We start from the raw sequence: 14845 nt of genomic DNA on the forward strand, positions 1-14845 counted from the left end.
AATGATTATCAGCATCAATTAGGAGGAACAACTTATGTCTATTTGGAGAAATTTTCCGAAAATTAAAATAAATTCAGTGTTACCATTCCTGCTTATTTTCTTTTTACTAGTAGGATGCTCTCAAACAAACAATGGAGCAGAAGGCAATAAGGATCATCCTGATATGATCACAATGGCGTGGCCAAGAGATATTGGTGAAATGAATCCACACGTATACAACCCATCACAATTATTTGCGCAATCAATGATTTATGAGCCATTGGTCAGCTATCAAAAGAATGGTAAGCTGAAACCTGAATTAGCGAAATCATGGGATGTTTCAAAGGATGGCAAGGTGTATACGTTCCATTTAAGAGACGGAGTGACATTCTCAGACGGGTCTGAATTTAATGCGGACATTGTCAAAAAGAACTTCGATACAATTTTAAAAAATAAAGATTTACATAGCTGGTTAGGTGTCATTAAGAAAATCAAAAAGACAGAAGCCGTTGATAAAAAGACATTTAAACTCACATTAACAGCACCATATTATCCAACTGTGCAAGAATTAGCCGTTGTTCGTCCAGTTCGTTTCTTAGGTGAAGCAGGTTTCCCTAAAAATGGAGATACGTCAAAAGGAATTGAAAAACCAGTGGGGACAGGCCCTTGGGTTTTAAAAACATATAAGAAAGATGATTATGCCATTTTCGAACGAAACGATCATTATTGGGGAGAAAAACCAAAGGTAAAAGAAATCAAGGTAAAGGTCATCCCAGATGCGGAAACGAGAGTCATGGCATTTGAAAAAGGTGATGTGGATTTACTTTACGGAGAAGGAACCATTAGCCTTGATTCCTACAAACAGCTGGAGGCAAGCGGCAAGTATGAAACGAAAATGTCAGAGCCTGTTGCAACGAGACAGCTTGTTATGAACACAAAAGTGGATCAGCTGTCAGATGAGAAAGTGCGTCATGCCCTTCAATATGCCTTCAATAAAAAATCAATGGTAGAAGGGGTCACCTCAGGTTTAGAGGATGAAGCAGATCACATCTTGCCGACTAACATGCCGTATACGTCACACATTCAAGTGAAGTCTTTCAAATATGATGTGGACAAAGCCAAAGCATTGCTGGATGAAGCGGGCTGGACACTTCCAAAAGGAAAATCTGTTCGTGAAAAAGATGGGAAAAAGCTTGAGTTTAGTATGATGTATGACTCAGCGGAATCGATTCAAAAAGCGATGGCGGAAACGCTGCAAGCAGAATGGGCAGCCGTTGGTGTCGGCGTCAAGCTTGAGGGTGTGGATTTGGCAACACAGGTTCAACGCTTTAAAGCCAATAAGTTTGATATGAACTTCTTTAGCAACTACGGAGCGCCGTATGATCCGCATACATTTATGAACGTTCTTTCATCAGATGGCTTTGGATTCAAAGAAGCCATTTCAGCCTACCCAAATAAGGAAAAGCTGATCAAAGAAATGACGGAAATTCCATCCACAACAAATGAAAAGAAACGCAAAGCACTGTATTCGTCTGTCTTATCCTCTTTACAGGATCAAGGGGCAATTGTGCCAATCTCTTATTTTAAAAAGACAGCCGTTTATCAAAAAGCTGTGAAGGACTTTGAATTCCCTGCAAATCGTGATGAACATCCTTTCACAGGCATTAAACTGAAGTAACAGAAGGAAGGTAAGGAAATGGGCCGCTATATCGTCAAACGAGTGCTATCAATTATTCCTGTATTTTTATTAGCCACACTGCTCACAACTGGTATGATTCACCTCTCGCCAGTTGACCCGGCTGAGGCATATTTAGCAGCGGCTCATATCCAGCCTACAGATGAAATATTAGCGCAAAAACGAAGTGAATTCGGCTTAGATGAGCCGTTTTATATCCAGTATCTTCATACCATTGAAAAAGTCATTCACCTTGATTTCGGCAGGTCGTATATGTCCAATCAGCCTGTCGTTGATGAGGTGATTTATCGAATACCGGCGACGATTCAATTGGCACTTACCAGTCTGCTGATCGCTATTTGTGTCAGCATTCCGCTCGGCTTTTTCAGCGGTATGAGGAAAAATGGTGCCGTTGATCATGTGAGCCGGCTCATTTCTTTCTTAGGAGCATCTATCCCGACGTTTGTCTTGGGGTATTTGCTCATCTTCTTTTTTTCAGTGAAGCTTGACCTCTTACCAGTTGAAGGGATTGGAACATGGGAGCATCTCATTCTGCCGTCGATCACACTGGCAGTCCCTTTAATTGCTACGTATACAAGGCTGTTACGGTCAAGTGTGAGTGAGGCGCTTCAAGAGCCTTTCGTTCAATATGCGAGAATCAGAGGATTGAAGGAACAATCGATCATGTTCAAGCATGTGTTCAGAATGGCGATATCGCCAATGCTGACCGGACTAGGTGTGAACCTTGGCAAGCTGTTAACAGGAACCATTATTGTAGAGGCCGTTTTCTCATGGCCAGGGTTTGGCCGCTTTTTTATTGAAGCGATCTTTAACCGGGATCTGCCTGTCATTCAATTTTATGTCCTCATGTCAGCCTGTATTTTTATCTTGAGCAGCTTGATCGTTGACTTAGTTCAGCTGATCATTGACCCCCGTATTTCTAGAAAGGAAGGCCGCCAGCAATGATGACAAAAGTAAAACATCTCTTCTCTCATCAAAAGATGATCTCGATCTGCGCTTTGCTGCTCGGTCTCCTGCTGATTGTGACAATATGTGCACCATGGATCGCTCCACATGATCCGGCAGCTGTCAATCTAGCAATGAAGCTAAAGGGATCTTCATGGGAGTATCCTCTTGGAACGGATCAATTAGGACGATGCAATTTATCTCGTATTTTATATGGTGCGCGTATTTCGCTCGGCTGTGCGTTATTAATCTTTCTTTCTTCGTTATTCATTGGTTTAATTGTCGGCCTCTTTTCAGGATACAAAGGCGGCTGGATCGATCATGTTTTGATGAGAATCTGTGACGGCGTCATGGCATTTCCCAACCTGGTGCTGATCCTTGGATTAGTCGGCATCTTCGGTCCGGGACTTCCTCAAGTCGTACTTGCCTTGATGCTTGTGCAATGGGTATATTATGCCCGCGTCTTCCGAGGAATGGTGCTGAGTTTAAAAGAACAGAACTTTATTGCAGCTGCAAAAATCAGTGGAACCTCGCATTGGAACATCATGAGAAAGCATATGATTCCCAATGTCCTGCCGCCATTAGCAGTCATTGGAACACTCGAAATGGGATGGGCGATTATGGACATTTCTGCGATGTCTTTCCTCGGATTAGGGGTTCAGCCTCCTATGCCTGAATGGGGAGCGATGATTCATGAAGGGAAATCTTACATTCAAACGAATCCTCAGTTAATGCTGTACCCAGGTCTTGTGATCATGGCTGTGGTGATTCTGTTTAATTTACTAGGAGAAGCCCTTTCAGAGAAATATGGCATCAAACGCCGTGTGTAAAGGAATGATCAATGTGCAAGAGTCCATTTTACAAGTAGAGAACCTGCATGTGCAGACGAAAACACCTCAAGGGAAAAGCCCTCTTATTCAAGAAGTCTCGTTTGAAGTAGGGCGCGGTCAAATCCTTGGATTAATTGGTGAGAGCGGCTGCGGGAAAACAGTGACAAGTATGTCGATCTTACGTATGCTTGATCGAAAAACAACTGAAGTCACTGGCAGTATCACATTACAGGGACGAGAATTGATTGGTATAAGTGAAAAGGATATGCGTTCCATTCGGGGCAAAGACATCTCGTATATTATGCAAAATCCAATGAACAGCTTTACGCCGGTATGGACAATCGGTCATCAGCTGGTTGAAACCATCCGCCGGCATACTGCTGTCAGTAAAAGGCAGGCACAAGCACAGGCAATGGATGCGTTAGCGCAAATGAATCTGCCGCAGCCAGATCAGCTGTTCAATAAGTATCCTTTTGAATTAAGCGGAGGGATGTTGCAGCGTGTCATGATCGCCATGGCTGCCTGTATGCACCCGCCCCTCATCATTGCAGATGAGCCGACAACCGCATTAGATGTACACAATCAGAAACGGGTGCTTCAGCATCTGAACCAAATTCGTCATGAACATGGAACGGCCATTTTACTCATTACACACGATCTTGGTGTCATTGCTGAAATGGCAGATCAAGTTGTCGTCATGAAACAAGGAGAAATTGTTGAAAAGGCAGGAGTTCTTGAACTTTTTGAACAACCAAAGCATGATTATACAAAAAAACTATTAGCAGCTCGTCCATCCATCCCAGCTGTTTGTCCGATTTGAGGTGAGAAGTCCCTTGCATTTATTAGAAGTGAAAGCAGTCAGTCATGCATACAACAGTCGGTCGTTTCTAATGAGAAAAAAAGGCGCAGCCCCTGTTCTGAAAAGCGTCGATTTAACTATTGAAGAAGGCACATGCATTGGGCTGCTGGGACAAAGCGGCGCAGGGAAAAGTACACTTGGCCGCATCATACTTGGTTTAGAGAAACCAAGAGCTGGGCAGGTGCTTTTTGAAGGTCAGGATGTCTATCGTGCAGATCAGCCAACACGTAAGCATTTTCGCCGGCATGTGCAAGCAGTGTTTCAGGATTCCTATTCCGCGGTAAATCCAAGATGGACAGTTGAACAAATTTTATCTGAACCGCTTGAAAACTATGAATCTATGAGCCGGAAGGAACGTAAAAACGTACTGATTCACTGGCTGGAAAGAGTTGGGCTCGGTGAAAAGGATTTGTCTAAATATCCGCACCAATTCAGCGGCGGCCAGCTGCAAAGGATCAACATCGCTAGAGCCTTATTGCTCCAGCCAAAGCTCATTGTACTTGATGAATCTGTCAGCAGCTTAGACATGGTGACGCAGGCTGTCATTTTAGATTTATTAGTAGAATTAAAGAAGGAGCTGGGTGTGGCTTACTTATTTATTACACATGATATAACAGCAGCCTATCACTTATGTGATCAATTGGCGATTCTTGATCAAGGAGAGCTTGCTGCCCAGTTTCAATCAAAGGATGAATTTTTTTCATCAGAAAAGGAAGCGGTGCGGAAAATGAGAAATGCAATGCTCGCAGACCATCCTTTGTCACGAACGATTGGCAGACCGGTTCGGTAAATCTTCATTTTATCAATACCTCAGCGTGTAGCCAAAGCGTCGCATTCGGTAAAAAGCAAAGGGCGAAAATAAAGCCCCAGTTTAGCCCCTTTGCAGGCAAACTGCGCTTCTTTTAGAAGAGGCTATTTTTCATGAAAGGCAGGTGGCATCGTGAACCATCGAGCGTATTTAGCTTTGGCCATTCCTTTAACAATTTCAACGATGACCACTCCATTACTGGGAGCTGTTGATACAGCGGTTGTCGGTCAGCTCGCAAATCCCGCTTATATTGGAGGCGTTGCGGTTGGCAGTCTCATTTTCAGTACATTATATTGGCTGTTTGGTTTTTTGCGGGTCAGTACATCTGCTTTTGCCGCCCAGGCAAACGGTGCGCAGAATGAGGAGCAGGGCGTTCTTGCTTTTCTAAGACCTTTTTTCGTCGCCGTCATTGTCGGACTTTGTTTTATTGCCCTGCAATGGCCGATCATTCAATCTGCTTTTCTAGTGATCTCTCCTGATGCTGATGTCCGTCAATTTGCCGCAGACTATTTTCATATTCGCATTTGGGGAGCGCCATTTACTTTAATGAATTATGTCATATTGGGCTGGCTGATGGGGATGGCTAAAATGAAAGAAGCTCTTTCATTACAAATCTTGATCAATGTTATGAATATGGCGCTCGCATTTCTGCTAGTTCATGTGTTTTCGTTTGCGGTCAAAGGAGTTGCGGCTGCGACATTGATATCTGAAATAACCGCTTTTGTGTTAGGGGCATGGATCATCATGAAGCATTCGTCAAACGGATTCCAGATGCCTTCCATCAAGAAAATCATGGATACTCAGGCAGTGCAGAAAATGTTTCATGTGAATAAGGATTTGTTTATTCGTACGATCTGTCTGCTAGTGGTCATCAACATGTTTACCGCAAAAGGTGCTTCTTTTGGTACAGAGCTGCTGGCAGCCAATGCCATCTTATTTCAAATTCACTACATCATGGCTTATTTGTTCGATGGTTTTGCCAATGCGTCCAGCATCCTTGTTGGCCGATCAGTTGGTGCAAATGACCGCACCCTCTATGAAAGAACCTTAACCCTTTCGAGGCAGTGGGCACTTGTGATGGCATGTGTCATTGCGGCGGTTTATTTTCTATTAAAAGAGCCGATATTGAGCTTGTTTACAAATCTCCCTCAGCTGCTTGATGTGACATTACGCTATGCAGACTGGCTCGTTCTTTTTCCGTTTGCGGCTTGTTTCGGTTTGGTCATTTACGGCGTATTTACAGGTGCGACAGAAATTGCCCCTGTTAGAAATTCGATGCTGTTTGCGATGATTTTGTTTATCGTCGTTCAAACCGCGGTCACGCCCCTTTGGCACAATCATGGCCTATGGTTTGCCTTTATCATTTATACTGTCGGGCGGTCTGGCTTTTTGATGATGTATAAATCGAGGCTGGATCAGAAGCTTTTCGCATATGATAAACACCCTTTGTCATCTTGACAAAGGGTGTTCTTTTTCGTTCATTTGCTTTCTTTTTTCACCTTTTGATAGGCTTCATCAAGATGCTGAATTCGCTTCAATACAACCGCATTTTTGGTCAGCTGGTCTTGAACAAGCGTTGACACCACTGAGCGGTAATAGGCATTCATGGCATGAACCTTGTCTTCATTTTGGTTCATGGCGATGTGCTGCTTCAAGTTGTCGACAAAGTATGTAACGGAAAAAAGTTCAGACATAGAAATCACTCCTATTTCGTATATACGGTCCGTCAATCTTCATGTAAAATGATGAGAGGGAGGGGAGACAATGAGCCTTAAACTGCAACAAGAACAGGTATTAAAGCAGGTGCTCACACCAGAACTCAGGCAGGCCATTACGCTGCTGCAGCTGAATTGCGCAGAGCTCGGCGAGTATCTTGACCAGTTAGCACTTGAGAACCCTCTGATTGAGCGGAAAGACACGGACAGCTATCAACCAGTTTATCATAAAAAATCACACGATCGAATGACAGAGCCGTATCGAACGCATCAAAAAGAAAGCCTGCAAATGTTTTTAAAGAGACAGGCGATTGATTTGAATTTAAGTGAAAAGAATCAAAAAATCTTCCACTTTATGATTGAGTCCATTGATTCCAATGGCTATCTAAATGAACCGATTGACGCAATGGCAGCTGTCTTAGAGGTGCCAGCTGAAGAAGTAGAAGCTGTCCTTCATCAGCTGCAATCGCTGGAGCCTGCCGGGATTGGCGCAAGATCATTGCAGGAATGCATCCTCCTTCAGCTGAGAAGGAAAAAGAAGCGCTGGTATGAAGCCGAGCTGATCATCAAAGAGCATTTCTTTCTTTTTGCCAGAAAGGCTTGGAAGGAAATTGCGGCGAAAACAGGTGTTTCAATGAAAACACTACAGGCGGTACAAGATGAAGTGTCTCAGCTTGAACCAAGACCAGGTCTTCATTTCTCATATGATGAAGAGCATGTGTATATAGAGCCTGATGTGACGATTACTGTGGTGCAGGATCACATCACATTTGAGCTGAATCAGCGCGCTTTTCCAGACGTAGAAATGAATGAAGGCTACTTCGCCATGATTCAAGATCAAAAGCGGCATGAAGCATATGCGTATTTAAAGGAAAAAGAGCAGCAGTACAATTGGCTTGTCCAAGCGCTGAAGCAAAGAAAGCAAACGATGACTCATGTCGTTCGTGAGATTATCTCACATCAGACCGATTTTTTCCTAACAGGGAAACATAAAATGAAACCGCTTACGATGAAGCGGATCGCAGATATACTGCAAGTCCATGAGTCAACAGTCAGCCGGACTGTAAAAGGGAAAATGGTGCAAACCCCTTATGGTCTTATGGAAATGAAACAGTTTTTCCAAGCGAAATTAGAAGGGCATTCGCTAGAAGAAGCGTCCAGCTACACTGTCAAAACGCACATTGCAGAGCTCATCCAAACGGAAAACAAGAAAAAACCGTATTCAGATCAGCAAATCATGACGCTGCTTCAGCAAACCTTTGGTATCCGCGCGTCGCGCAGAACCATTGCAAAATATCGCGAACAAATGAATCTTCCGTCCTCTACGCTGCGGAAGCGATACGATTAAAAAGAAGTACTTGCCAGAACATGGCACGTGCTTCTTTTTTGTTGAAAGCAAGGCAGCTCGAAGATTTCTTGAAAATTAAAGAGGGGAGACGTGTGATCGGAAATTTTGGGGTAAAGTATAAGATAGGGCATGAGCCGATAGGGATAGACAACAGTGATGAGGTGAGACCAATTGAAATATAAACAAATCAAAACGAAAAAAATATATGAAGAAATTGCGGATGCATTAATTGAATCCATTCGTACAGGTGAGCTTCTTCCGGGGGAAAAATTAGATTCGGTTCAAGCGCTCTCAGAAAGCTTTCAAGTCAGCCGTTCTGCTGTAAGAGAGGCGCTGTCTGCTCTCAAAGCGATCGGATTAATAGAGATGAAGCAAGGGGAAGGTACATATGTGAAGCAGTTCGATCCTGAGCAGCTCACATTTAGTCTGTCTCCTGCATTTTTGATGAAGCAGCATGATATCACGCAGCTCCTTGAATTAAGATCCATTATTGAGACGGGTGCTGTTAAAAAGGCAGCGCTCTTGCGAACGGACGATGACCTTCATGAGCTGCGTGAGGCACTTGAACAAATGAAACTCGCAGAAGCACATAAAGAAACTGGTGAAGAAGCAGACTTCTCCTTCCATCTCTCCTTAGCAAAAGCTTCAAAGAATGATTTATTAAAGGCGTTAATGAATCAGGTCTCCACCTTGCTGGTAGAAACAATGCGGGAAACGAGAAAAGTCGTCTTATTTTCAAGGAAAGCCTCCATTCGGCAGCTTTACAAAGAACATGAACACATTTACAAAGCCGTCATGGCAAGACAGCCAGAAGAAGCAGAAAGAGCGATGCTCACGCATTTAAAAAATGTAGAAAAACTGCTGAGTGATGTGAGTCAAGAACCGGCAGGACAGTCAGAACCACAGTAAGCTGTGCCGAATGAGGGCACAGCTCTATTATTAACGAGAAATATGCAGTTTTTTCATGCGATATTGCAGACTTTGCCTGCTCATGCCCAATAACTTTGCAGTCTGTGAAATATTATCGTCCATTTTTTCTAAGTAATGGACGATGTATTGTTTTTCGAATCGTTCCATTTGGGTTTGAAAATCAGTCGTATGTTCTGGGCTTGTATAAATAAACGTGTCAGCTGCGGTATGCTGTAAAGGGTTCGTCTGTAATTGCGCTGCAGGACGGCCTTCCCTATGTTTAAATCTAAAATGATATGGAAGGTGATGCATGCATAAGTAATCCTCATCCATCATCATATTCATCCCCGCTTCAATCACATGCTCCAGTTCTCGTACATTACCCGGCCAATCATACGCTTGAAATAGGGCTAGTACCTCTTCGTCAGCCGCCTTCACCTTCATTTGAAACAGCTCATTATATTTTTGAATAAAATGACTGACAAATGTAGGAATGTCTTCTTTTCGTTCAGAAAGCGGCGGAATAAATAAGGTGACAATACCCAGCCGATAAAATAAATCCTTTCGCATGCGTCCGCCTGCGATTGCATCAACAGGATCCTCATTCATATTGGCAATGACTCTTACATCAACAGCGATTTCTTTTGTGCTGCCAAGCCTTCTCACACGTTTCTCCTGTAATACGCGCAGCAGTTTTGCTTGAAGACCAGGATTTAATGAGTTGATCTCATCAAGCAGCAGTGTACCTCCCTGCGCCTGTTCAAATAAGCCGGGCTGATCAGTTGCGCCTGTAAAAGCCCCTTTTTGTGTACCAAAGAGCAGACTTTCAATGAGATTATCAGGCAGTGCCGCGCAATTCTGGGTAATAAATGGTCCAGATGACCGGCTGCTGCCGTTATGAATACTTTGCGCAAATAGTTCTTTTCCTGTCCCTGTTTCTCCAACAATGAGCACATAGGAAGAGGTGCGTGTCGCTCGTTTTGCATGCTCAATCACCTCTAAAAACGCAGGGCTTTGTCCAATAATGGAATCAAAGGTAAAGTGCGTGCTTCCTTTTTTCTTCATATTGTGGTGAATCAGCCGTTCCAGCTTGGTCACATCATTCGAAATTTCAACCGCTCCTTGGATGAGGCCGTCTCGAACGAGCGGGTATGTATGATTAATCGTTGTGATTTCTTTTCCGTTGTAATTATGATACGTCTGCTTTGCATGAACGGTTTGTTTCCCGGTACGCAGCGCTTGGACAAGCGTACTGTGCATTTCGTCTTGGAAGACGAAGAGATCTAATACATTTTTATGGAGAACATCAGAGCGTTTCAAAGACTCAATCTCCATCATTTTTTTATTATAAATAACAGTATTGCCATTCTCGTCAATTGCATGAACCCCGACATCTATTAAATCAAGCATTTGTTTATACAGATCAATCTCATTTTCCAGCTTTGCAGTATACTGATCTTCTTTCATTGAAGCACCTCCAGACCTTACCTCTATTTTACATGAAAAATTTTGCGGTTTCCTCTAAATAATTTGGCAGATGCAAAGATATTTTGCATAAAGAACCAGATCAATCACCGCCACAATGCGGGCAGAAAGTTGGCACGATCCTTGCATATCATATGTGTGAAGATGAACCTAATGAAAAAGAGGCTAGCTTATAGAAGGAGGAATAGACGATGACACAGACAAATGAATTGATTCAACAAACCGAACAATACGGTGCGGCAAACTATCATCCGTTGCCAATTGTGATTTCAGAGGCTGAAGGAGTTTGGGTGACAGACCCTGAAGGCAATCGATATATGGATATGCTGAGTGCATATTCCGCAGTGAACCAAGGCCATCGACATCCCCGCATTATTGAAGCACTCAAAAAACAGGCAGACCGAGTGACACTGACCTCAAGAGCTTTTCACAATGATCAGCTTGGCCCTTGGTATGAGAAAATTTGTCAACTCACGAATAAAGAGATGGCACTTCCGATGAATACTGGTGCTGAGGCTGTAGAAACAGCTGTAAAAGCAGCCAGACGCTGGGGCTATGACGTCAAGGGAATCGAAGACAATCGCGCAGAAATCATTGCGTGCGTCGGTAACTTCCATGGCAGAACGATGACGGCTGTTTCCCTTTCTTCTGAAGCAGAATATCAAAGAGGTTTCGGTCCAATGCTTCCTGGCATTAAACTGATTCCTTACGGAGATATTGAAGCGTTACGTGAAGCCATCACACCACAAACAGCAGCCTTTCTGATCGAACCTATTCAAGGAGAAGCGGGAATTGTCATGCCGCCAGAAGGCTTCTTGAAGGAAGCGAAGGCGCTTTGTGAAAAAGAACATGTGCTGTTCATTGCGGATGAAATTCAGGTCGGATTAGCACGAACAGGCAAGATGTTTGCATGCGACTGGGAAGATATTGAGCCAGATATGCTGATTCTTGGGAAAGCTTTAGGCGGCGGTGTATTCCCAATCTCGTGTGTGGTAGCAAACCGCGATATATTAGGTGTGTTTAACCCTGGATCTCACGGCTCTACCTTCGGCGGAAATCCTCTGGCGTGTGCGGTGTCGCTGGCTGCACTGGATGTCTTAATCGACGAAAACCTTGCAGCGCGTTCTATGGAGCTTGGCGAATACTTAAAAGACAAACTCACGCGCATTCAAAGTCCTGTCATCAAGGAAGTGCGCGGCCGCGGATTATTTATCGGCATGGAGCTGACAGAAGCAGCGAGACCTTATTGTGAGAAGCTGAAACAATCAGGACTGTTATGTAAGGAAACCCATGAGACCGTCATCCGCTTTGCACCGCCTCTCACGATATCTAAAGAAGATTTAGACTGGGCGATTGGTCATATTGAAGCATTATTTCAAGCATAAATGTCAAAGGGGGAGAAACCTTCACTTTCTCCCTTTCTCTTTCAACGAACAGCGAATTTTGTCAAAGGATGATGAATAGAAGAGTGAAAGTGGGGAAGCGGATTTGAACCAAGAACAGCATAATGAACTAGAACGTTCCATGAAAAGCAGGCATCTCTTTATGATTGCCTTAGGCGGCGTCATTGGTACTGGTCTTTTCCTTGGGTCAGGACTCATTATCCATCAGGCTGGACCCGGGGGAGCCATTCTGTCCTTTATCATTGGCGGATTGTTAATGTATTTGGTGATGCTCTGTCTTGGAGAATTAGCAGTGGCGATGCCGACAGCGGGTTCCTTTCAGGAGTATGCAACCAAATATATAGGTCCGTCCACAGGCTTTATGATCGGCTGGCTTTATTGGTTTAGCTGGGCATGTACAATAGGACTGGAGTTTACGTCAGCAGGCATTTTGCTCCAAAGGTGGTTCCCAGATATCCCTGTTTGGCTTTGGTGTCTTGCATTTAGCGTGATTTTATTTGCCGTGAATGCCATCTCAGCTCGCAGCTTTGCTGAAACCGAGTTTTGGTTTTCAGCCATTAAGGTCGCTGCCATCCTATTATTTATTATCATTGGAATTGGCGCAATTTTCGGAATGATTCATCTGAAAGATGGAGAACCAGCCCCTCTATTTCGTCATTTGACGGATCATGGCGGACTATTTCCTAACGGCGTTTTTGCTATTTTATTAACCATGGTCACGGTCAACTTCTCCTTTCAAGGAACAGAACTTGTAGGGATTGCAGCAGGAGAGAGTGAAAGCCCTGAAAAAACATTGCCTCGTTCTATACGAAATATTATTTGGAGAACGATGGTCTTTTTCGTTTTATCCATTGCGGTTCTGGCCGCGCTTCTTCCGTGGCAGACAGCAGGCACTGTCGACAGCCCGTTTGTCGTCGTGCTGGACAAGGTCGGTATACCGTATGCGGCAGATATCATGAATTTTATCATCATCACAGCGGTCTTATCTGTAGCAAACTCTGGATTATATGCATCATCCCGTATGCTTTGGGCGCTGTCGAAAGACGGGAAAGGACCTGACTTTACGAAAAAGCTGTCCAAGCGTAAAATTCCGATCAATGCACTATTGGTGACAATGGGCGTATCTGCACTATCTCTGCTGACAAGTGTTGTGGCACCAAAAACGGTGTATGTGTGGCTCATTTCTATTTCTGGTATGGTTCTTGTTGTGGTGTGGATGTCTATTTGCTTGTCTCAGTATTTCTTTAGAAAACAATTCATAAAGGCGGGCGGAGATGTAAAGGATCTCGTCTTCCGAACACCGCTCTATCCATTTGTCCCATTAGCAGGCTTTATCGCATTTGGCATTGTCCTCATCAGCTTATTTTTTATCGAGGATCAGCGGATCGGTCTTTATTGCGGAATTCCGTTCATGGCTGCCTGCTACATTATTTATTATCTCAAAATCAAACCGAAGGAAGAGGCAAAACAGTTTGGAACCATCACAAAAACATAAGCAAATCCTGAAAAAAATGTGCATGCTCATATCACCAGCATGCACATTTTCCATCGTGAATACATTCTATATAAAAGAAAATAAATATTTTGAAAAGAAATATCATAGCAAGAACCTTGATGACAAGCAGGTTATCGGTGAAAATGTGTCTATTTTTTGTCTAAATGTGTTTGTAAGAGTTGAAAATGCAAGATTATCCTGTTAAAATAATTAAAGAAAGCAGGGATTGATTTTTTTTGGCTGTGGCGGGACGTTTTTTGTCACAGTGGGACGTTTTTAGTCCAACGTGAAAAGGAAGGGTCGTTAGCCATGAATCGTTTATTGGAAGCTCAAAAAAAATTATTGCCAGATCTTCTCATTGTTATGCAAAAACGCTACGACATTTTGCAGTACATCAGATTAGCTGAACCAATTGGCCGCAGAAGTCTTGCGACAAGTCTTGGTCTCAGTGAGCGCATCTTACGTGCTGAAGTTCAGTTTTTAAAAGAACAAAATCTGCTGGATGTGAAAACGAGCGGTATGATGCTGACGAGTGAGGGTCACGCTTTGCTTGAAATGCTTGAAGGAATGATGAAGGACGTTTTAGGTTTAACCTTTTTGGAAAATACATTAAAGAGAAAGTTAGGCCTGGAAGAAGTCATGATCGTTTCTGGAGACAGTGACGAATCCCCATGGGTGAAGCAAGAAATGGGAAGAGCTGCTGTCCAATGCATGAAAAAAAGGTTTACTGGAAATAATATCGTCGCCGTCACTGGCGGAACGACGATGGAAGCCGTTGCCGAAATGATGACCCCTGATGCCAAAAACCGCGATACGATGTTTGTCCCTGCGAGAGGCGGTCTTGGGGAGAATGTGAAAAATCAGGCAAACACCATTTGTGCCCACATGGCTGAAAAAGCTTCCGGTACTTACAAACTGCTGTTTGTTCCAGGACAGCTGTCAGAAGGTGCTTACTCTTCCATTATTGAAGAGCCGTCCGTCAAAGAAGTGCTTCAAACGATTAAATCGTCCACGATGCTCATTCATGGTATTGGTGAAGCAAAAACAATGGCGATGAGACGAAATACACCAGCTGAAGATTTAAAAAAGATTGATGAGCATGACGCAGTGACAGAGGCCTTTGGCTATTACTTTAATCGTGATGGTGAGGTCGTACACAAAGTGCACTCCGTCGGCATGCAGCTAGATGATCTAGAAAGTATTCCACACATCATTGCTGTTGCAGGTGGATCATCAAAGGCGGGGGCGATTGAAGCTTATTTCAAAAAACCGCGCCGAACGGTTCTCGTCACAGACGAAGGAGCCGCAAAAGAGTTATTAAGGGAGTCAATTGATCCCTCAATATAAAACATTGTGACCTATAAAAGGAGGAA

13 protein-coding genes are annotated in these 14845 nt (G+C 43.6%); 11 read left to right on the forward strand and 2 right to left on the reverse strand.

Annotation, left to right across the window (positions count from 1 at the left end; all coding sequences use genetic code 11):
• Window positions 1-34: 34 nt before the first annotated feature.
• The 6 genes from nikA (at window position 35) to AAZR19_RS17370 (ending at window position 6575) form a co-directional block, all read left to right on the forward strand.
• Entirely contained in the window at window positions 35-1657 is a 1623-nt protein-coding gene (nikA, locus tag AAZR19_RS17345) for a nickel ABC transporter substrate-binding protein (protein WP_041107862.1), read from the forward strand.
• An 18-nt stretch (window positions 1658-1675) separates the two neighbouring features.
• A complete protein-coding gene (gene nikB / locus AAZR19_RS17350) occupies window positions 1676-2620 on the forward strand; it encodes a nickel ABC transporter permease subunit NikB (RefSeq protein WP_218677056.1) in 945 nt (314 codons plus the stop codon).
• Window positions 2617-3450, forward strand: coding sequence for a nickel ABC transporter permease subunit NikC (nikC, locus tag AAZR19_RS17355; protein WP_218677055.1), 834 nt, complete (start codon window positions 2617-2619; stop codon window positions 3448-3450). The genes nikB and nikC overlap by 4 nt, the downstream gene beginning before the upstream one ends.
• A gap of 4 nt (window positions 3451-3454) precedes the next feature.
• Complete coding sequence (gene nikD, locus AAZR19_RS17360; RefSeq protein ID WP_202738599.1) at window positions 3455-4270, forward strand: nickel import ATP-binding protein NikD; 816 nt, start codon at window positions 3455-3457, stop codon at window positions 4268-4270.
• A 13-nt stretch (window positions 4271-4283) separates the two neighbouring features.
• Window positions 4284-5099, forward strand: a complete 816-nt coding sequence (nikE, locus tag AAZR19_RS17365) for a nickel import ATP-binding protein NikE (RefSeq protein WP_218677054.1) — start codon at window positions 4284-4286, stop codon at window positions 5097-5099.
• A 150-nt stretch (window positions 5100-5249) separates the two neighbouring features.
• Entirely contained in the window at window positions 5250-6575 is a 1326-nt protein-coding gene (locus tag AAZR19_RS17370) for an MATE family efflux transporter (RefSeq protein WP_041107855.1), read from the forward strand.
• A 20-nt stretch (window positions 6576-6595) separates the two neighbouring features.
• On the opposite strand, the gene yvfG is transcribed toward AAZR19_RS17370, so the two are convergent.
• The gene (gene yvfG / locus AAZR19_RS17375; RefSeq protein WP_434703846.1) at window positions 6596-6811 is read right to left on the reverse strand and encodes a protein YvfG; all 216 of its coding nucleotides are present in this window, start codon (window positions 6809-6811) and stop codon (window positions 6596-6598) included.
• Window positions 6812-6881: 70 nt separating this feature from the next.
• Between yvfG and rpoN the strand changes: the two genes are divergently transcribed.
• The gene (gene rpoN / locus AAZR19_RS17380) at window positions 6882-8180 is read left to right on the forward strand and encodes an RNA polymerase factor sigma-54 (protein WP_434703848.1); all 1299 of its coding nucleotides are present in this window, start codon (window positions 6882-6884) and stop codon (window positions 8178-8180) included.
• A gap of 171 nt (window positions 8181-8351) precedes the next feature.
• On the forward strand, window positions 8352-9089 hold the full coding sequence (locus tag AAZR19_RS17385) for a FadR/GntR family transcriptional regulator (protein ID WP_326349830.1): 738 nt from the start codon (window positions 8352-8354) through the stop codon (window positions 9087-9089).
• Window positions 9090-9119: 30 nt separating this feature from the next.
• On the opposite strand, the gene AAZR19_RS17390 is transcribed toward AAZR19_RS17385, so the two are convergent.
• Window positions 9120-10556, reverse strand: coding sequence for a sigma-54 interaction domain-containing protein (locus AAZR19_RS17390; protein WP_434703850.1), 1437 nt, complete (start codon window positions 10554-10556; stop codon window positions 9120-9122).
• Between the two features lie 209 nt (window positions 10557-10765).
• Between AAZR19_RS17390 and AAZR19_RS17395 the strand changes: the two genes are divergently transcribed.
• The 3 genes from AAZR19_RS17395 to AAZR19_RS17405 all read left to right on the forward strand — a co-directional run bounded on the left by AAZR19_RS17395 (window position 10766) and on the right by AAZR19_RS17405 (window position 14819).
• Entirely contained in the window at window positions 10766-11959 is a 1194-nt protein-coding gene (locus tag AAZR19_RS17395; RefSeq protein ID WP_262089653.1) for an ornithine--oxo-acid transaminase, read from the forward strand.
• 139 nt (window positions 11960-12098) lie between these two features.
• Window positions 12099-13472, forward strand: a complete 1374-nt coding sequence (locus tag AAZR19_RS17400) for an amino acid permease (protein WP_051149965.1) — start codon at window positions 12099-12101, stop codon at window positions 13470-13472.
• A gap of 309 nt (window positions 13473-13781) precedes the next feature.
• Entirely contained in the window at window positions 13782-14819 is a 1038-nt protein-coding gene (locus AAZR19_RS17405; protein ID WP_024423502.1) for a sugar-binding transcriptional regulator, read from the forward strand.
• The last annotated feature ends 26 nt before the right edge of the window (window positions 14820-14845 follow it).

It is taken from the genome of Bacillus sp. Je.9.29.b (genome assembly GCF_051129925.1).
Lineage (GTDB): Bacteria > Bacillota > Bacilli > Bacillales > Bacillaceae > Bacillus > Bacillus safensis.

Bases quoted from the DNA above. Each gene is read 5' to 3' on its own strand.
- nikA (WP_041107862.1), top strand. From the start codon at position 35: ATGTCTATTTGGAGAAATTTTCCGAAAATTAAAATAAATTCAGTGTTA.
- nikB (WP_218677056.1), top strand. From the start codon at position 1,676: ATGGGCCGCTATATCGTCAAACGAGTGCTATCAATTATTCCTGTATTT.
- nikC (WP_218677055.1), top strand. From the start codon at position 2,617: ATGATGACAAAAGTAAAACATCTCTTCTCTCATCAAAAGATGATCTCG.
- nikD (WP_202738599.1), top strand. From the start codon at position 3,455: ATGATCAATGTGCAAGAGTCCATTTTACAAGTAGAGAACCTGCATGTG.
- yvfG (WP_434703846.1), bottom strand. From the start codon at position 6,811: ATGTCTGAACTTTTTTCCGTTACATACTTTGTCGACAACTTGAAGCAG.
- rpoN (WP_434703848.1), top strand. From the start codon at position 6,882: ATGAGCCTTAAACTGCAACAAGAACAGGTATTAAAGCAGGTGCTCACA.
- AAZR19_RS17390 (WP_434703850.1), bottom strand. From the start codon at position 10,556: ATGAAAGAAGATCAGTATACTGCAAAGCTGGAAAATGAGATTGATCTG.
- AAZR19_RS17395 (WP_262089653.1), top strand. From the start codon at position 10,766: ATGACACAGACAAATGAATTGATTCAACAAACCGAACAATACGGTGCG.
- AAZR19_RS17400 (WP_051149965.1), top strand. From the start codon at position 12,099: ATGAAAAGCAGGCATCTCTTTATGATTGCCTTAGGCGGCGTCATTGGT.
- AAZR19_RS17405 (WP_024423502.1), top strand. From the start codon at position 13,782: ATGAATCGTTTATTGGAAGCTCAAAAAAAATTATTGCCAGATCTTCTC.